Origin of the sequence: Streptomyces sp. NPDC050674, assembly GCF_040654575.1 — a bacterium.
Lineage (GTDB): Bacteria > Actinomycetota > Actinomycetes > Streptomycetales > Streptomycetaceae > Streptomyces.
The window spans coordinates 85,755-104,235 of the sequence record NZ_JBFAIG010000011.1 but is presented as its reverse complement, the minus strand read 5'-3'; the positions used below and the strand labels follow the sequence as shown (position 1 = coordinate 104,235).

Below are 18,481 nucleotides of genomic sequence, written 5' to 3'. Positions count from 1 at the left end.
TGTGCCGCGCGCTTACTCACAAGGGACGAGACTACGGGGTCGGCGACCCCGCCCCGCTCTCGGGTCGGTCCATAACGGGAAATCCGTCGGCAAAGAACTCAGGCCTCGACGGGCGGGTGCTCCACACCCGTGCGCACGCTGATCTCCCGCCAGAAGCCGGCCCGGATGGCGTACCGGTCCTGCTCGTCGATCTGGTCGTCCTTGTGGGCGAGCAGACCGAAGCGGGCGGCGTAGCGCAGCAGCTCCCCGTCGACGCGGTGCGGGACGCGCGGGTACATCCCGGACAGTTTCTGCAGGTGGTGCTGGTCGCCGAGGCGCTCCACCCAGCGGCGGGCGAAGACCTGCCCCACCTCGAAGGGGTCGCCGCCGACGGTGGTGATGTCCTCCTCGCGGTCGGCCCAGCGCTGCTCGGCCGTGGTCAGCTGGGCGAGTGTCGGCATCGAGGCGGCTTCGGGGGGCTCGGCCGCGGGCCGGTCGACCCAGCCCTTGTCGGAGGACCACCGGAGGGTGGCGGAGGCGGGGGGCTGGGGGGACTGGGGGCCGGGGGCGCGCAGGGCGGCGAGGTCTTTGGGCGTGGGGACGCCTTTGGCGGCGGGCAGCCGCTCCTCGGTGCCGTTGGCCGCGGCCGCCGGGTGGCGGGGCTGGGGGGCCGGCCGTTCGGTCGCGGAGCCGAGCGCGGACTCGGGCAGCGGCGCGGACAGGATGGCGGCGATCTCGGGCCGGGGCGCGGGCTGCGGCGCGCACGCCCCGGTGTGGTCCTTGGCGCGCACGGCCCGGGTGATCCACGTCCGGTCCAGCACGCGGCGCTCGTCGGCCTCGGCGACCAGGTCCTCGGACTGGTTGTAGTCGCCGTCGGCGGCTTGGACGGCCCACAGGTGGACGGCGACGCCGTGCTCCTTGGCGGCCATCATGCCGGGCAGCAGATCGCCGTCGCCGGTGACGAGGACGACGTCGGAGCAGGCGCGGTTGCGGGCCAGTTCGGTGAGCTCGGCGTGCATGGCGGCGTCCACGCCCTTCTGCGCCCAGCGGCCGTCGCTGCGGGTCAGCGCGCCGAGCCGGACGGTGACCCGGGGCATCACGCGCAGCCGGCGGTGCTCGGGTTGCGGAACGCGGTCGGGGGCGCCGTCGAACCAGTAGATGCGCAGCAACGGCTGCTGTGTGTCGGATTCGGCGCGCTCACGCAGCCCCTGGATGAGGGCGGTGTGGTCGACGGTGATGCGGGACCGCGAGGGCTCCCCGGCGAGGAGACTCGCCGCGGCTCCCAGCAGATACCCAGCGTCCACCAGGACGATGCAGCGGTCCACGCGACTCACCCTCTTCCCAGGAGGTTTGCTTCGGGCTTGCTTCGAGTCTGCCCGACGGCGCGGAGGTTAACGGCCCGAACTCGATCTTCGGCGTGGCGTTTCGGCGCCCGCCCTTCCGACCACCCCTGTCACGCACGGTAATTGTCCGACATGCGATCGTTGTCCGGCTGTGTGAATCTGGTCCCGGCCCTGGCCCCTAGTCCCCCACAGGAGGCATCACCATGGCCAAGAACAAGAACCGTGACCGCAAGCAGCAGCGCCCGACCGAGCGTGGCCAGCGGGCGGACCGCAGCCCCGCCTCGCAGACGGAGCCCCAGCCCGAGGTCGAGTTGACCCCCGGCGAGATGACGTCCACCAAGCGAAAGCGCAGCTTCGGCCACAACTGACGCGTCGGTGACCGGTCGTTGAGCCCGGCACACACGCACGAGGGGCGTACCCGGTGACGGGTACGCCCCTCGAGTGCGTCGAGAGCCCTACGGGGCTCGGAGTGGTGTCACCCGGCCAGGCAGGACGGTCCGAGCAGCACCTTCAGGTCGCCGAAGAGCGCCGGGTCGGGCTTCACCCGGTGCCGGTCCAGCCGCAGCACGGTCGTCTTGGTCGGGCCCTGGAGCTTGATCCGGACCTCGCTGTCGCCCTTGTGGTGGCTGAGGACCTCCCCGAGGCGGCTGACCAGCGGCGGGGTGACCCGGGTGGCCGGGATGGTGAGGACCACGGGCGCGTTGGTGCCCGCGTTGGACAGGTCCGGCACCATCAGCTCCATCGCGACGAGCCGCGGGATGTCCTCGCGCTTGTCGAGGCGGCCCTTGACGAACACCACGGCGTCCTCGACGAGTTGGGTCGAGACGAGCTGGTAGGTCGCGGGGAAGAACATGCACTCGATCGAGCCGGCGAGGTCCTCGACGGTGGCGATGGCCCAGGCGTTGCCCTGCTTGGTCATCTTGCGCTGGAGGCCCGAGATGATGCCGCCGATGGTGACGACCGCGCCGTCGGAGTGCTCACCGCCGGTCAGCTGGGAGATACCGGCGTCGGCCTTGTCGGACAGGATGTGCTCCAGGCCGAACAGCGGGTGGTCGGAGACGTACAGACCGAGCATCTCCCGCTCCTGGGCGAGCAGATAGGTCTTGTCCCACTCGTCGGTGGAGAACTCCACGTCGAGCCCGAAGCCCGGCTCGCTGGTCTCGGCCTCGCCCATGCCGCCGAAGAGGTCGAACTGCCCCTCGGCCTCCTTGCGCTTGACCGCGACCACGTTGTCGATCATCGGTTCGTAGTGCGCGGTGAGGCCCTTGCGGGTGTGGCCCATGGCGTCGAAGGCGCCGGCCTTGATCAGCGATTCGGTGGTGCGCTTGTTGCAGACCACCGCCTCCACCTTGTCGAGGTAGTCCGGGAAGGAGACGTACTTCCCCTTGGCCTTGCGGCACCTGATGATCGACTCGACCACGTTGGTGCCGACGTTGCGGACGGCGGACAGGCCGAAGAGGATCACGTCGTCGCCCTGGGCCGCGAAGTTGGACATCGACTCGTTGACGTCCGGCGGGAGCACCTTGATGCCCATGCGGCGGCACTCGTTGAGGTAGACGGCCGACTTGTCCTTGTCGTCCTTCACGGAGGTGAGCAGCGCGGCCATGTACTCGGCGGGGTGGTTCGCCTTCAGGTACGCGGTCCAGTAGGAGACCAGTCCGTACGCGGCGGAGTGCGCCTTGTTGAACGCGTAGCCGGCGAAGGGGACCAGCACGTCCCACAGCGCCTGGATGGCCTCGTCGCTGAAGCCCTTCTTGCGGGCGCCCTCCTGGAAGAGGACGAAGTTCTTCGCCAGTTCCTCGGGCTTCTTCTTGCCCATCACGCGGCGGAGGATGTCGGCCTCGCCGAGCGAGTAGCCGGCGATGATCTGGGCGGCCTTCTGCACCTGCTCCTGGTAGACGATCAGGCCGTAGGTGACGTCCAGGACCTCCCTGAGCGGCTCCTCCAGCTCGGGGTGGATGGGCGTGATCTCCTGCTGGCCGTTCTTGCGCAGCGCGTAGTTCGTGTGGGAGTTCATGCCCATGGGGCCCGGGCGGTACAGGGCCGACACGGCGGAGATGTCTTCGAAGTTGTCCGGCTTCATCAGCCGGAGCAGGGAGCGCATGGGGCCGCCGTCGAACTGGAAGACGCCGAGGGTGTCGCCGCGCTGGAGCAGTTCGAAGGTCGTGGGGTCGTCGAGCGGGAGGCTCAGGAGATCGATGTCGATCCCCCTGTTGGACTTCACCATCTTGACGGCGTCGTCCATGATCGTCAGGTTGCGCAGGCCCAGGAAGTCCATCTTCAGCAGGCCAAGCGACTCGCAGCTCGGGTAGTCCCACTGCGTGATGGTGACCTTGTCCGTGTGCCTCACCCAGACGGGCACGTGGTCGGTGATGGTCTCGCTGGACATGATCACGCCGGCGGCGTGCACGCCCATCTGCCGGACCAGGCCCTCGACGCCCTTGGCGGTGTCGATGACCTTCTTCACGTCCGGCTCGTTCTCGTACATCGCCCGGACCTCGCCCGCCTCCGAGTAGCGGGGGTGCTCGGGGTTGGTGATGCCGTCGAGGTTGATGCCCTTGCCGAGGACGTCGGCGGGCATGGCCTTGGTGATGCGGTCGCCCATCGCGTACGGGTAGCCCAGCACGCGCGCGGAGTCCTTGATCGCGTTCTTGGCCTTGATGGTGCCGTACGTGCCGATCATGGCGACCTTGTCGGCGCCGTACTTCTCCGTCACGTAGCGGATCACCTCGACGCGCCGGCGCTCGTCGAAGTCGATGTCGACATCGGGCATGGAGATGCGCTCGGGGTTGAGGAACCGCTCGAAGATCAGGCCGTGCGGGATGGGGTCGAGGTCGGTGATGCCGAGGGCGTAGGCGACGATCGAACCGGCCGCGGAGCCTCGGCCGGGGCCGACCGCGATGCCCTGCTTCTTGGCCCACATGATGAAGTCGGCGACCACGAGGAAGTAGCCCGGGAAGCCCATCGAGATGATGGTGTCCATCTCGTACTCGACCTGCTTCATCCGGTCGTCCGGGATGCCGTCCGGGAAGCGGCGGTGCATGCCGCGCAGGGTCTCCTCGCGGAACCAGCTGACCTCGGTGTAGCCCTCAGGGATGTCGAACTTGGGCATCAGGTCGCGCTTTTGGAACATGCCCGTGGTGTCGACCATCTCGGCGATCAGCCGGGTGTTGGCGCAGCCCTCCTGCCAGGCGTCCGAGGAGTCGATGGCGTACATCTCGTCCGTGGACTTCAGGTAGTAGCCGGTGCCGTCGAACTTGAAGCGGTCCGGGTCGGAGAGGTTCTTGCCGGTCTGGATGCACAGCAGCGCGTCGTGGGCGGTCGCCTCGTGTGCGTACGTGTAGTGCGAGTCGTTGGTGACCAGCGGGGGGATGCCGAGCTTCTTGCCGATCTCCAGCAGGCCGTCGCGGACCCGGTGCTCGATCTCGATGCCGTGGTCCATCAGCTCCAGGAAGTAGCGGTCCTTGCCGAAGATGTCCTGGTAGTCGGCGGCGGCCTTCAGAGCCTCGTCGAAGTGGCCCAGGCGCAGCCGGGTCTGGACCTCGCCGGAGGGGCAGCCGGTGGAGGCCACGATCCCCTCCGACCACTGGGCGATGGTCTCCTTGTCCATCCGGGGCCACTTCTGCAGCCAGCCCTCGGCGTAGGCGTCGGAGGACAGCCGGAAGAGGTTGTGCAGGCCGGTCGAGTTCACCGCCCACATCGTCTTGTGGGTGTAACCACCGGAACCGGAGACGTCGTCCCGCTTCTGGTGCGGCTGGCCCCACTGGATCTTGCGCTTGTTGCGCCGGGACTCGGGGGCGACATACGCCTCGATCCCGATGATCGGGGTCACTCCGGACTTCTGGGCGGTGTGGAAGAAGTCGTACGCGCCGTGGAGGTTGCCGTGGTCGGACATGGCGATGTGCGTCATGCCCATCTCGTTGCACGCGTTGAACATGTCCTTGAGCCGCGCGGCACCGTCCAGCAGCGAGTACTGGGTGTGGACGTGCAGGTGCGTGAACGGCGGCTTTGACACGGCTGCGGCCTCCAGGAGAACGACGGTCGAATGGGGTCCGGCAGGCTGCGGACAGTCTGGGGGACAGCGTCGAAGTCTATGCCTCGGCACTGACACCCGGAGGGCTGACCCGCGTACCTTCGTGCGAGGGTTCGCGGGCACTCCCGTGGCCCGCCGCACGTTAGGCCTCAGGGCGGACCTGCCGCCCTGAGACGTTCGCACCAGGAGGCACCCAGCGATGTCGTTCCCGCAGCTCAGCGACGAGCACCGCGGTGAGGAGATCCTCGCCGTCTTCGACACCGCCTTCGGCCAGCTGCTGGCCGCCGACCCTGCCGCTTTCCGCGTGAAGTTCCGCAAGATGGCGGCCTCGGCCTTCGCCTTCTACCGGGGGACGGCGAGCCTCTTCTACCACGATCTGACCGTGTCCGATGAGTTCGGGTCGCAGCGGGGCGGCCCCTACCTGGACGACCGGACGTCCCGGGTGTGGATCCACGGCGATCTGCACGCGGAGAACTTCGGCACGTACATGGACGCCACCGGCCGCCTGATCTTCAACGTCAACGACTTCGACGAGGCCTACGTCGGCCCCTTCACCTGGGACCTGAAGCGCTTCGCCGCCTCCATCGCGCTGATCGGCTACGCGAAGGCCCTCGGCGACGAGCAGATCACCGAGCTGGTGCGGGTGTACGCGGGCGCGTACCGCGAGCGGATCCACGCCCTGGCCACGGGCGCGAAGAGCGACGAGGTGCCGCCGTTCACGCTGGACACGGCCCAGGGCCCGCTGCTGGACGTGCTGCGTGACGCCCGCTCGCTGACCCGCTTCGGCCTGCTGGACTCGATGACGGAGATCCGCGACTTCGAGCGCCGTTTCGCGGCGGGCGGCGGCGCCGTCGAGCTGGACGCGGCCACGCGCTACAAGGTCCTCGCCGCCTTCGACGGCTATCTGGAGACGCTGCCCGACAGCTCGCTGACCCGCCCGGACTCCTACCGCGTGAAGGACGTCGTCGGCCGGCGCGGCATCGGCATCGGCTCGGCGGGCCTGCCCTCCTACAACATCCTGCTGGAGGGGCACAGCGACGCCCTGGAGAACGACGTCGTGATCTACATCAAGCAGGCCCAGACCCCGGCCGTCTCCCGGCACATCACGGACCAGGCGATCCGCGCGTACTTCCAGCACGAGGGGCACCGCACGGTCATCTCCCAGCGCGCCCTCCAGGCGCACGCCGACCCGTGGCTGGGCTGGACCGAGCTGGACGGGGCGGGCCAGCTGGTCGCCGAGGTCTCGCCGTACGCCGTGGACCTCGACTGGGGCGACATCGACGACGTGGAGGAGATCGCCCAAGTGGTGGCCGATCTGGGCCGGGCGACGGCCACGATGCACTCGGCGGCGGACGACCAGTCCGGGGAGTCCCTGGTGCCGTTCTCCACCGAGCGGGCCATCGACGCGGCGCTCGCGGCCGACGAGGAGGGCTTCGCGCCGCTGCTGGTCGACTTCGCGCACCGCTACGGCGCCCGCGCGCGTGCGGATCACCAGACCTTCGTCGACCTGTTCCGCAACGGAAGGATTCCGGGTCTGTAACCGGCCCGGGGCATCCGCTCACTCACAGGCATCCTTTAGGGGTCCCTTACCGGCCCCCATGACACACTCCTCTCGCTATGGACATATCCGGGATCCAGCTCAGAGCCGTACGCGCGGCGCTGTTCACGGCCGTCGTCGTGACGCTCAGCACCGCGTCGCACGTGCTGCTGTCCCGGGTCCCGCTGCCGATGGGCACGGTGGCCGCCGTCACCGTCTCGGTGTTCGTGATCGCGTTCGCCCTGGCGGGCCGCGAGCGTTCCTTCGGGAGGATCGCGGCACTGCTGATCCCGCTGGAGCTGGCCGCCGACACGGTGTTCACCACGGGGCAGCACGCCTGTTACGGCCGGGCGGGCGGCCCGGTCACCGGCCCCCTGCGCTCGGTGGGCCTGGACGTGCTCTGCGGCGGCGGCGAGGTGGGCACACCCCTGGCCCGGATGGCCGGGGCCACCGGCACCGAACGACTGGCGGCCGCGGTCGTCCACGCCGAGCCCGCCACCGCCTGGCTGCTGCTCGGCGCCCACATCGGCGTCGGGCTCCTCGCAGCCGTCTGGCTGCGCCGCGGCGAGCGGGCCCTGACCCAGTTGCTGCGGGCGGTGACGGCGACGACGTTCCGGCCGCTGCTGCTGGCGGCCGCCGCGGTCGCGGTGGAGCGGACCCCGGCCGGGCGGTGCCTGCCGGCCCGGGCCGGCGACCGCACGCCCACCGCGCGCGACCGGATCCTCGCGCACTCCCTGGGGCGGCGCGGACCGCCGTGCTCACCCGCCTTCGCATGAGGCGCTCTCGAGCACCGGCAGTCCCCCTCACCCAGTGCGCACATACAGCTGTGCGCGTCCCCCACGGAGAACATCACCATGAGCAAGCGCAACAGCCAGACGGCGAAGACGGCGGCCCGTGAGCGGCTGCGCATCGAGCGCGAGCGCGAGGCCAAGCGGGCGAAGACCAGGCGGCAGATCATCGTCGCCTGCTCCATCGTCGGCGTCCTGGCGATAGCCGGCGGCATCGGCTACGCGGTCGTCCAGGCCAACAAGCCCGACGGATGGGACGCCGCGCAGGACGCCAAGCTCGTCAAGCCGGCGAACACGTCGGGCAAGGACGGCACCACGGTCGTCCTCGGCAAGGACAGCGCGAAGAAGACCCTCGTCATGTACGAGGACCCGCGCTGCCCGGCCTGCGCCGCGTTCGAGCAGGCAGTCGGCTCGACCGTCGACAAGGGCCTGGAGGACGGCAAGTACAAGATCCAGTTCGTCGGCGCGACGTTCATCGACAACAACGTGCCGGGCGTGGGCTCCAAAAACGCCCTCAGCGCGCTCGGTGCCGCCCTGAACGTCAGCCCCGAGGCGTTCCTCGAGTACAAGACCGCGCTGTACTCGACGAAGTACCACCCCTCGGAGACCGAGGACAAGTTCAAGGACGACGACTACCTGATCAAGGTGGCGAACTCGGTCGACGCCCTGAAGGACAACAAGAAGTTCCAGACGGCCGTGAAGAAGGGCACCTACGACAAGTGGGCGCTGGTCATGGGCGAGAAGTTCGACGCCGACGGCAAGAAGTACAAGTTCCAGGGCACGCCGACGCTGCTCATGGACGGCAAGAAGATCACCGGCAGCAACAGCGACAGTGCCCCGATGACGCCCCAGGACTTCACCACGGCGATCGACGCCGCGCTCAAGAAGTAGCAGGACCGCCCGGTCGCCCCGCGCGCCCGGCCGCCGGTGCACGGCAGGACGCCGCGCGCGGGCCGGCCGGGCGGGCGTGAGGAACCTTGCTCGAACAGTGGGCGAACTTCCGCGGTTCGCCCACCGCGGTTCATACCGAGCAGTAACCTGATCGGTCGTGACCAGTCGATACAGATCATCGAATACGTCAGAGGGCATCAACTCCCTCACTCCGCGCCGCCGTTCGGTCGTCAAGGCCGCGGCGGCGACCGCTGTCCTGGCCGGGCCGCTGGCGGCGACCCTGCCGGCGCGCGCCGTGGACCAGGCCCCCGCCTTCCTGCACGGCGTGGCCTCCGGTGACCCGCTGCCGGACGGCATCCTGCTGTGGACCCGCGTCACCCCGGTGCCGGAGGCGATACCCGGCTCCGGCATCGGCCCGGACACCGAGGTGAGCTGGGTCGTCGCCGAGGACAAGGCGTTCACCACCGTCGTCGCCAAGGGCTCCACCACCGCCACGGCGGCCTCCGACCACACCGTGAAGGCCGACGTCCGCGGCCTCCGGCCGGGCACCGACTACTGGTTCCGCTTCTCCGCCGGCGGCACCGACTCCCCCGCCGCGCGCACCCGCACCGCCCCGGCACACGACGCCGCCGTCCACGGCCTGCGCTTCGGCGTGGTCTCCTGCGCCAACTGGGAGGCCGGCTACTTCTCCCCCTACCGGCACCTCGCGGCCCGGGGCGACCTGGACGCCTGGCTGCACCTGGGCGACTACATCTACGAGTACGGCACCGGCGAGTACGGCACCCGCGGCACGGTCGTCCGCCCGCACGCCCCGTCCCACGAGATCGTCACCCTCGCCGACTACCGCGTGCGGCACGCCCGTTACAAGACCGACCCGGACCTCCAGGCGCTGCACGCGACGGCCCCGGTCGTGGCGATCTGGGACGACCACGAGTTCGCCAACGACACCTGGTCGGGCGGCGCGGAGAACCACACGGAAGGCGCGGAGGGCGCCTGGACGGACCGTCAGGCCGCCGCGAAGCAGGCCTACTTCGAGTGGATGCCGGTGCGCCCGGCCATCGCGGGCACCACCTACCGCCGGCTGCGCTTCGGCAAGCTGGCCGACCTCTCGCTGCTGGACCTGCGCTCCTTCCGCTCGCAGCAGGTCAAGGTCGGCAACGGCGGGGTCGACGACCCGGACCGCACCCTCACCGGCCGCGCCCAGCTCGACTGGCTCAAGGCCGGCCTGAAGGCGTCCGACACCACCTGGCGGCTGGTCGGCAACTCGGTGATGATCTCGCCGTTCGCCATCGGCTCGCTCTCCGCCGACCTGCTCAAACCTCTGGCCAAGCTGCTGGGCCTGCCGCAGGAGGGCCTCGCCCTCAACACCGACCAGTGGGACGGCTACACCGACGACCGCCGCGAGATCCTGGCGCACCTGCGCGCCAACGCGATCCGCAACACGGTCTTCCTCACCGGCGACATCCACATGGCCTGGGCCAACGACGTGCCGGTGGACGCCGGCACGTACCCGCTGTCACCGTCGGCCGCCACGGAGTTCGTCGTCACCTCGGTCACCTCGGACAACCTCGACGACATCGTGAAGGTCCCGGAGGGCACCGTCTCGGCGGTCGCCTCCCCGGTCATCCGCGCGGCCAACCGGCACGTCCACTGGGTCGACACCGACCGCCACGGCTTCGGTGTGCTGGACATCACGGCCGAGCGCGCGCAGATGGACTTCTACGTGATCTCCGACCGGGCCGAGCGCGACGCGACCGCCAAGTGGTCCCGCTCGTACCGCACCCGCAGCGGCACGCAGAAGGTCGAGCGCTCCTACGACCCGGTGTGACCTCCTACAGGGTCTCGAGGAAGCCGAGCGCCACCCGCCAGGTGGCCTCGGCGGCCTCGGCGTCGTAGTCCGGCAGGTCGGGGTCGGTGTAGAGGTGACCGGCCCCGGCGTACCGGTACACCTCGACGTCGGCGCCGGTGCGGCCCATCTGGAGGTACCAGGCGCTGAGCCAGTCGTCCGTCTCGAAGGGGTCCGGCTCGGCCACGTGCAGCTGGACCGGCAGGTCGGGTGCCGTGGCGTCGGGCGCGATGTCCGAGGTGCCGTGCAGCAGGAGCAGGCCGCGCGCCTTGTCGTCGCCGAGGGCCAGGGTCTGGGCGATGGAGGCGCCGAGCGAGAACCCGGCGTACACCAGCCCGCGCTCCGAATAGGGCGCGGCGGCCAGCACGGCCCGCTTCAGCAGCTCCTCCTTGCCGATCTTCTCCTTGTGCTCCATGCCTTCCTCGACGCCCTCGAAGGTGCGCCCCTCGAAGAGGTCGGGGGTCCACACCTCGTGTCCGGCCGATCGCAGCCGGTCAGCGGCCTGGAGCACCGCGGGCCGCAGCCCGAAGGTCGAGTGAAAGAGCATGATGTTCATAGAGGCCATGGTGCCAGCCGGGTGTGAGTCCCCGGCTTCCCGGCACTACCCAGGACGCAACAGAAGTCACATGTTCATGCCCCCCGGGAGCCGGTTAGGTTCGGGGGCATGGAGAACCTGCTACGACCGCTGCTCGTGGTCGGTGGCTCGGTCGTGCTCACGCTGGTGATCGGCTGGGCCACCGACTTCCTGCTGCGCAAGGCCGACGAACGGCATCACGACACCCCGCTGTGGGGGTTGCTCCGCCGTGCCCGCATCCCGTACCAGCTCGTGTTGTGCGCCGCCCTGCTGAGAGGCTCGTACGACCAGGCGCAACTGCTGCAGAGCCGCGAGGAGGCCGTCGGCCGAGCACTGACCCTGGTGCTGATCGGGTCGACCGCCTGGCTGATCATCCGGATCGCGGCGGCGATCGTCGAGACGTCCTACAGCCGGTACGCCCATGCCCGGGTCCACCGGGACCCGGCCCGGGTCCGCCGGGTGCGCACCCAGGTGACGCTGATCATGCGGGTCGTGTCCGCGATCGTCGGCGTGGTGGCCGCGGCGAGCATGCTGCTCACCTTCCCGGCGTTCAAGGCGGCCGGTGCCTCGCTGCTGGCCTCGGCCGGCATCCTCGGCATCGTGGCCGGTGTCGCCGCGCAGTCCACGCTGAGCAACATGTTCGCGGGCTTCCAGATCGCCTTCGGCGACATGGTGCGCATCGGGGACACGGTGGTGGTGGACGGCGAGTGGGGCACGGTGGAGGAGATCACGCTGACCTTCCTGACCGTGCGCACCTGGGACGAGCGCCGCCTCACCATGCCGGTGTCGTACTTCACGTCCAAGCCGTTCGAGAACTGGTCGCGCGGCACCCCGCAGATGACGGGCATCGTGTTCTGGCACGTCGACCACAACGCCCCCGTGGAGGCGATGCGCGACAAGCTCCGCGACATCCTGCGCGAGTGCCCGGCCTGGGACGGCCGCGCCTACAACCTGTGCGTCACGGACACCACCCCGAACACCATGCAGGTGCGGGCCCTGGTGACGGCCAAGGACGCGGACGACATATGGACGGTGCGGGTCACGGTCCGCGAGGAGATGATCCGCTGGCTGACCCGCGAGCACCCCTATGCCCTGCCGCGGGTCAACACGGCGGACGCGGTTCTCGCGCCGTCTCGCGGGAGCAACGGCCACCGCCCGTCCCCGCAGGCCGTACCGGCCCAGCAGCGCCGCTACCACGGAAACGGCTCGGGACGGCCGGACCGCTGACGAGCGGCAGCACGCACGAGGAGGGCCGGCCGCGACGCGGCCGGCCCTTTCGCTGTCCGCGGGTTCAGTGGCCGCGCTCGGCGCCGCCGTTGACCTGGATGATCTGCGAGGTGACGTGCCCGGCGCCCGGGGAGGCCAGCCAGTGCAGGGTCTCGGCGACGTCCCCCGGGGTGCCGGCCCGCCCGTTCGACGTCTCGCCGATGAGCCGGGCACGCCGCTCCTCGGCCATCGCGTCCCCGAAGAACTCGGTGTCCTCGATGTAGCCGGGCGCGACCACGTTCACGGTGATGCCCCGCGGCCCCAGCTCCCGGGCCAGATCGTGGGTGTAGGGGTGCAGCCCCGCCTTGGCCGCCGCGTACGCGCCGCTCCCGGATCCGCGGTAGGCGGCGATGGAGCCGAGGAACAGCACCCGGCCGCCGGGCTCGGCGAGCCGCGGCTTGAGCGCCTCGGTGAGCAGGACGGCCGTGAGGGTGTTGAGCCGGAAGTTCACGCTCCAGGTGTGCGCGACGGCCGCGAGCGGGTCGTCGTCCGGGGCGTCCGGTTCGAGCAGCCCGCTGCCTCCGGCGCTGTGCACGAGCACGTCCACGGCCCCCAACTCCCGCTCCACGAATGCGGCGACACCACCCACGTCCTCCGGTTCGGCGAGATCGGCCGCGTACGTCAGCGCGCCGGGCACCTCGGCCTTCTCCAGCACCTCGGCCCGCCGCCCGAGCAGCAGCACCCGGTCCCCGCCCGCGGCGAACACGCGGGCCGCCGCCAGCCCGATTCCCGTACCTCCACCACTGATCACCACGTTCCGTGCCATGTGGACGACCCTACGACCGATCGTCCGCCCACCGTCAACCCGGCAGTGGCGGACGCCGGTTCACCGCAGGCTGCGCACGTCCAGGTGCCGCAGGACCCGGTCGACCACCTCGGGATCCGCCCCGGGCTCGCTGCGCGCCGCCAGCACCTCGTGCCGCGCCGCGCTCAGCATCTCCTGCTGGATGCGCCGCACCCGCTTCACCCGCCGGGCGCGCTCCCGGTAGGCCTCCCGCCTTTCGTCCTCCGCGAGTTCGGGACTGATGCGCACCCCGATGTCGTAGGCCCGCCGCAGCATCTGCTCGGACAGTTCCTCCGGCACTTCCTCGTTGTCCTCGATCTCCCGCAGCCGCTGCTTCGCCGCCTTGGCCGCCCGGATGGCCAGCGCCTTCGCGAACTCCTTCTCCTGGTCCGTGTCGGCCTTCACGCCGAGCCGCCGCACCAGCCACGGCAAGGTGAGTCCCTGGAGCACCAGCGTCGCCATGATCACGCCGAAGGCGATGAAGATGATCTCGTCCCGGCTGGGGAAGGGCGCGCCCGTGTCGGTCTCCAGCGGGATCGCCAGCACCAGCGCCACCGAGGCCACCCCGCGCATCCCCGACCACCACATCACCAGGGTCTCGCGCCAGCTCACCGGGATGTCCTCGTCGTAGTCCCGCCGCGCGTGCAGCCGCTTGGTCAGCCAGGTCGCCGGCAGCAGCCACAGCAGCCGGGCGAACACCACGACGGCCACCACCACCGCCGCCCACCACAGCAGCTCGCCCCACCGCCCGGAGGCCGTGCGGATGGCGTTGTGCAGTTCGAGACCGACCAGCCCGAAGGCGACGCCGGTGACGAGCGTGTCGACGATGTTCCAGAACGTGTGTCCGGCCAGCCGCGTCATCACGTCGTCGGCGTCCGAGCCGTACTCCGCGAGGAACAGCGCGGTGGTGAGCACGGCGAGCACGCCCGAGCCGTGCAGTTCCTCGGCCATGACGTACGCGGCGTAGGGGACGAGCAGGGTCAGCCCGATCTGAAGGGTGGCGTCGCCGAGCACCTCCATCAGCTTGTTGGCGCCCCAGCCGAGCGCGAGACCCACGGCCACCGCCACCACGGCCGACAGCACCAGGTCGAGCCCGGCCTTCCAGGGCGAGAACGTCCCGCTGACGGCGGCGGCGATCGCCACGTGGTACAGGACGATGGCCGTCACGTCGTTGAACAGTCCCTCGCCCTCCAGGATCGACACCAGGCGGCGCGGCAGCCCCAGCTGTCCGGCCACGGCGGTCGCCGCGACCGGGTCCGGCGGCGCCACCAGCGCGCCCAGCGCGAACGCCGCCGCGAGCGGCAGCCCCGGCACGATCGCGTCGGCCACGGCGGCCACGGCGGCCATGGTGACGAACACCAGCGCCACGGCCAGCAGGAAGATCGGCCTCTTGTTCGCCGCGAACTGCCGCCAGGAGGTGCGTCGCACGGCGGCGTACAGCAGGGGCGGCAGCAGCAGCGGCAGGATCAGGTCCGGCGGGATCTCGACGTTCGGGACGAACGGGAGCAGCGCGAGGACTATCCCCAGCAGCGTCATGAGCACCGGCGCGGGCACCGCGAAACGGTCGCCCACCGGGACACTGATCACGGCCCCGACCAACAGCACGAACAGCAGGGCCAACTGATCCACGGTCAGCGCTCCGGGAGGTCAAATGTTCACACGACTGCTCTCAAGCCTGCCACGCAACTCCCAGGACAAACCGTTTCGGCACCCGCCACGAGGGGCTAAAGCGAACGCCGCATCCCCTGGTGCGGAATGCCCGCCTCCAGGTATTCCGGCCCGTACGGCTCGTAGCCGAGCCGCTGGTAGAAGCCCAGCGCGTGCGTCTGGGCGTGCAGATCCACGGCCGTGAGGCCCCGCGCGCGGGCCGCGTCCTCGATGGCCCGCACCAGGGCGGCCCCGACACCGAGCCCGCGCGCGGGGGCGGCCACGGCGAGCCGGCCGAGGGAGCCCACCAGGGGGCCGGCCCCGGTCTGGGCGACGGCCGCCTCCCCGTGCAGCAGCCGGCCGGTCCCGAGCGGCACGCCGTCCTCCCGGACCGCCAGCACATGGACCGCGCCGGCGTCGTACGCGTCGTACTCGATGTCCTCCGGCACGCCCTGCTCACCGACGAAGACGTCCTTGCGCACCGCGAAGCACGCCTCCAGGTCGGCCGGTTCCCCGGCGACCCGCACGACGTACGGGGTGCTCACGCGTACGTCTCCTCGCGGACCTGGTCCAGGGCCTTGGACAGGTCCTCCGGGTAGTCGCAGGAGAACTCCACCCACTGACCGTCACCGGGGTGCTCGAAGCCGAGCCGCACGGCGTGCAGCCACTGGCGGGTCAGGCCCAGGCGCTTGGCGAGCGTCGGGTCGGCGCCGTAGGTGAGGTCGCCGACGCAGGGGTGCCGGTGGGCGGCCATGTGGACACGGATCTGGTGCGTGCGGCCGGTCTCCAGCTTCACGTCGAGCAGCGAGGCCGCGCGGAACGCCTCGATGAGGTCGTAGTGCGTGACGGACGGCTTGCCCTCGGCGGTGACGGCCCACTTGTAGTCGTGGTGGGGGTGCCGCCCGATGGGCGCGTCGATGGTGCCGCTGGTCGGGTCGGGGTGGCCCTGGACGAGGGTGTGGTACCGCTTGTCGACCGTGCGCTCCTTGAACTGGCGCTTGAGCGAGGTGTACGCGTACTCCGACTTGGCGACCACCATCAGCCCGGACGTGCCCACGTCGAGCCGGTGCACGATGCCCTGGCGCTCGGCGGCACCGGAGGTGGAGATGCGGTACCCGGCGGCGGCGAGGCCTCCGATGACGGTCGTCCCGGTCCAGGCCGGCGACGGGTGCGCGGCGACCCCGACCGGCTTGACGATCACGACCACGTCGTCGTCGTCGTGCACGATCTCCATGCCCTCGACGGGCTCGGCCACGACCTGCACCGGAGCGGGCGCCTGCGGCATCTCGACCTCCAGCCAGGCGCCGCCGTGCACGCGCTCCGACTTGCCGACCACCGATCCGTCGACCGTGACCTTCCCCGAGGCGGCGAGCTCGGCCGCCTTGGTGCGGGAGAAGCCGAACATGCGGGAGATGGCGGCGTCGACGCGCTCGCCCTCCAGGCCGTCGGGCACGGGCAGGGTACGGATCTCGGGAATCGTGCTCACCCGTCGAGTATGCCGGACGGCTCCGCCACGCCCGTACGAGCCTGTGGAAAACCCGGGCCGCTCAGTCCTTGTGGACGGTGCCGTCCGGGTCGAGGCCCTTGAACGACAGCAGCACGATCAGGATGCCGCCGCACACGATCGCCGAGTCCGCCAGGTTGAACACGGCGAAGTGCTTGGGCGCGATGAAGTCCACGACCGCGCCCTCGAAGACGCCCGGCGCCCGGAAGATCCGGTCGGTGAGGTTGCCCAGCGCACCGCCGAGCAGCAGGCCCAGCGCGATCGCCCAGGGCAGGCTGTAGAGCTTGCGGGCGAGGCGGGCGATCACCACGATCACGGCCGCCGCGATCATGGTGAAGATCACCGTGAAGGCCTCACCGAAGCCGAAGGCCGCGCCCGCGTTGCGGATCGCCTCGAACTTCAGCCAGTCTCCGACGATCTCGATGGGCGCGTGGTGCTCCAGCTTGGCCACCACGATCATCTTGCTGATCAGGTCGAGGGCGTACGCGAACGCGGCGACGGCGAACAGCACCGCGATCCGGCGCCTGCCCCTGGGCCGTCCGGCGCCGGTCTCCGGCTCGCCGGCACCGGGCGCCCCGGCGGCCGTCGGGCCGGTGCCGGGCTCGCCGGCCGGGGTGCCCTCGGAGCCGGGCCGCTCCGTGCCGCCCCCGACCGCGTCCGGTGTGTCCGGCGTACCGATGATGCGCTCCGCCTCTGCCACGTGAGTCCCTCAACCTAGGTGCCTGACTGAGGACGAGGGTACGGCACACCCCGTACGTCGCACGTGCTCAGGAGGCATTCGGCGGTGGTCAGTACCGGCGCTCCTGCTTCTGCTTGCACTCCACGCACAGGGTGGCCCGGGGGAAGGCCTGCATGCGGGCCTTGCCGATGGGGTTGCCGCAGTTCTCGCACAGGCCGTAGGTGCCGGCGTGCAGGCGCTCCAGGGCGCGCTCGGTCTGGAGGAGCATCTCGCGCGCGTTGGCGGCCAGGGCCAGCTCGTGCTCACGGGTGATGTTCTTCGTGCCGGTGTCAGCCTGGTCGTCGCCCGCGCCGTCCCCGGAGTCCCGCATCAGACCCGCCAGCGACCGCTCCGACGACGTGATCTCCTCACGCAGCCGGGTCTCCTCCGACGTGAGCTCGGACCGCGCCTCCTCGACCTCCTCCGCCGTCCAGGGGTCCTCGCCCGGGCGTACGGCGAGCTCACCGGGCTCCGCCGCGGCGACCCGTGCCTTCGGAACGGCGGTCTTCGCCGCCGTGGCCGTGCCAGGAGTCTTCTTCGCAACCACCGTCGTCGCTCCCGTCTGCTGCGCGGCCTCGGCCGCACCCGCCGTCTTGGCCGTGCTCGCGGCCGTGTCCTGTGTGACCGCGCCGGTCCGGGCGGTGCCCTTCCCGGCCGCGCTCTTCGTGGTGGTGCTCCCGCCGCCGGCGGCCTTTCCGGCCGCCCCCCTCCCGGCGGCACCCTTCTTCCCGGCAGCCGCCTTCCCGGCCTCGCTCGTCTCGGCCGCAGCGGTTTTCCCGGCCGGGGAGGACTTCTCGGCTGCCGCCTTCCCTGTCTCGTCCTTTCCGGCGACGGCCTTCCCGGCCCGGGAGGTCTTCCCCACCGGGGAGGTCTTTTGAACCGCCGCCTTCCTCACCGCGGCCCGTTCGGCCCGGGAGGCCCTCTTGACCGGCGGCTCCCCGGCTACCGCGTCCCCGGCCTCGGATTTCTCGGCCGGGAGAGTCTTCTTGGCCGCGGAGGTCTTCTTGGCCGCCGACCTGCCGGCCGGGGCCTTCCCGGTGGGGGCGGTGACGGCCTCTGCCTTCTTGCCGGATGCCTTCCCGGCCGACGCGTTCCCTTCCTCCGCCTCGGCCGCCGAAGCACTCTCGGCCGGAGTGCCGGACCCGGTTCTCCGGGTCACCGCCGGTCTTCCGGTCGCCTTGCCGGCCGGCTCCGCCTCGGTGCCGCCCTGACGGGCCGCCGCCGGTCTCGCGGTCGCCCTGCCCGCCGACGCCTCGGTCGGCCCTGCCTCGGCGCCCGGGGCCCGGCCCGCCGCGGACTTCCCGGCCCCTGCCGCTCTCGCCGACGTCCTCCTGGCCGCCGTCTTCTTCGCCACGGCCCCCTCGCCGACGCCCTCGGCCACGGCCTCCTCGGCCGCCGTCTTCTTGGCCGTCACCTTCTTCCCGGCCGCCTTCGCCCCACGCCCGGCCGGGCGCCCCTGGACGGACTTCTTGCCGCCCACGTCCTTGGCCGCACCGCCGGAGGCCCCCGCGGACCCGCCGGACGCCGGCTGCTGTACGGCGGTCTTCTTCGCCACCATGGCCGCGGCCCCT

At 70.9% G+C, this 18,481-nt stretch carries 15 protein-coding genes; 6 read left to right on the top strand and 9 right to left on the bottom strand.

The window, feature by feature from the left end; translation table 11 throughout:
- Window positions 1-98: 98 nt before the first annotated feature.
- Window positions 99-1,304: an NYN domain-containing protein gene (locus AB0I06_RS19685; RefSeq protein ID WP_363120095.1), complete on the bottom strand. Its 1,206-nt coding sequence runs from the start codon at window positions 1,302-1,304 to the stop codon at window positions 99-101.
- Between the two features lie 221 nt (window positions 1,305-1,525).
- Between AB0I06_RS19685 and AB0I06_RS19680 the strand changes: the two genes are divergently transcribed.
- Window positions 1,526-1,690 carry a hypothetical protein gene (locus AB0I06_RS19680; RefSeq protein ID WP_363120094.1) on the top strand — a complete coding sequence of 55 codons (165 nt, stop codon included), beginning with the start codon at window positions 1,526-1,528 and terminating at the stop codon, window positions 1,688-1,690.
- Window positions 1,691-1,797: 107 nt separating this feature from the next.
- Here AB0I06_RS19680 and dnaE read toward each other — a convergent pair whose 3' ends face one another.
- A complete protein-coding gene (gene dnaE, locus AB0I06_RS19675; RefSeq protein WP_363120093.1) occupies window positions 1,798-5,337 on the bottom strand; it encodes a DNA polymerase III subunit alpha in 3,540 nt (1,179 codons plus the stop codon).
- A gap of 217 nt (window positions 5,338-5,554) precedes the next feature.
- On the opposite strand from dnaE, the gene AB0I06_RS19670 reads away from it, so the two are divergent.
- The 4 genes from AB0I06_RS19670 (at window position 5,555) to AB0I06_RS19655 (ending at window position 10,399) form a co-directional block, all read left to right on the top strand.
- Window positions 5,555-6,895 (top strand): DUF2252 domain-containing protein, encoded by a 1,341-nt coding sequence (locus tag AB0I06_RS19670; protein WP_363120092.1) that lies wholly within the window; start codon window positions 5,555-5,557, stop codon window positions 6,893-6,895.
- A 77-nt stretch (window positions 6,896-6,972) separates the two neighbouring features.
- Window positions 6,973-7,668, top strand: coding sequence for a hypothetical protein (locus AB0I06_RS19665; protein WP_363120091.1), 696 nt, complete (start codon window positions 6,973-6,975; stop codon window positions 7,666-7,668).
- Between the two features lie 78 nt (window positions 7,669-7,746).
- Window positions 7,747-8,571 carry a DsbA family protein gene (locus AB0I06_RS19660; RefSeq protein ID WP_363120090.1) on the top strand — a complete coding sequence of 275 codons (825 nt, stop codon included), beginning with the start codon at window positions 7,747-7,749 and terminating at the stop codon, window positions 8,569-8,571.
- Between the two features lie 157 nt (window positions 8,572-8,728).
- Window positions 8,729-10,399, top strand: a complete 1,671-nt coding sequence (locus tag AB0I06_RS19655) for an alkaline phosphatase D family protein (RefSeq protein ID WP_363120089.1) — start codon at window positions 8,729-8,731, stop codon at window positions 10,397-10,399.
- A gap of 4 nt (window positions 10,400-10,403) precedes the next feature.
- Here the strand turns inward: AB0I06_RS19655 and AB0I06_RS19650 are convergent, their stop codons facing one another.
- Entirely contained in the window at window positions 10,404-10,973 is a 570-nt protein-coding gene (locus AB0I06_RS19650) for a dienelactone hydrolase family protein (RefSeq protein WP_363120088.1), read from the bottom strand.
- Window positions 10,974-11,081: 108 nt separating this feature from the next.
- Between AB0I06_RS19650 and AB0I06_RS19645 the strand changes: the two genes are divergently transcribed.
- On the top strand, window positions 11,082-12,218 hold the full coding sequence (locus tag AB0I06_RS19645; protein ID WP_363120087.1) for a mechanosensitive ion channel domain-containing protein: 1,137 nt from the start codon (window positions 11,082-11,084) through the stop codon (window positions 12,216-12,218).
- A 64-nt stretch (window positions 12,219-12,282) separates the two neighbouring features.
- Here AB0I06_RS19645 and AB0I06_RS19640 read toward each other — a convergent pair whose 3' ends face one another.
- From AB0I06_RS19640 to AB0I06_RS19615, 6 genes are all read right to left on the bottom strand, one after another.
- Window positions 12,283-13,023: an SDR family oxidoreductase gene (locus AB0I06_RS19640; RefSeq protein WP_363120086.1), complete on the bottom strand. Its 741-nt coding sequence runs from the start codon at window positions 13,021-13,023 to the stop codon at window positions 12,283-12,285.
- Window positions 13,024-13,083: 60 nt separating this feature from the next.
- Window positions 13,084-14,670: a Na+/H+ antiporter gene (locus AB0I06_RS19635; protein WP_363120085.1), complete on the bottom strand. Its 1,587-nt coding sequence runs from the start codon at window positions 14,668-14,670 to the stop codon at window positions 13,084-13,086.
- Between the two features lie 95 nt (window positions 14,671-14,765).
- Window positions 14,766-15,233, bottom strand: a complete 468-nt coding sequence (locus tag AB0I06_RS19630) for a GNAT family N-acetyltransferase (RefSeq protein ID WP_363120084.1) — start codon at window positions 15,231-15,233, stop codon at window positions 14,766-14,768.
- Window positions 15,230-16,174, bottom strand: a complete 945-nt coding sequence (locus AB0I06_RS19625) for an RluA family pseudouridine synthase (protein WP_363120083.1) — start codon at window positions 16,172-16,174, stop codon at window positions 15,230-15,232. The genes AB0I06_RS19630 and AB0I06_RS19625 overlap by 4 nt, the downstream gene beginning before the upstream one ends.
- A gap of 61 nt (window positions 16,175-16,235) precedes the next feature.
- Entirely contained in the window at window positions 16,236-16,892 is a 657-nt protein-coding gene (lspA, locus tag AB0I06_RS19620) for a signal peptidase II (RefSeq protein WP_363120082.1), read from the bottom strand.
- Window positions 16,893-16,980: 88 nt separating this feature from the next.
- A complete protein-coding gene (locus AB0I06_RS19615) occupies window positions 16,981-18,468 on the bottom strand; it encodes a TraR/DksA C4-type zinc finger protein (protein WP_363120081.1) in 1,488 nt (495 codons plus the stop codon).
- Window positions 18,469-18,481 lie beyond the last annotated feature (13 nt).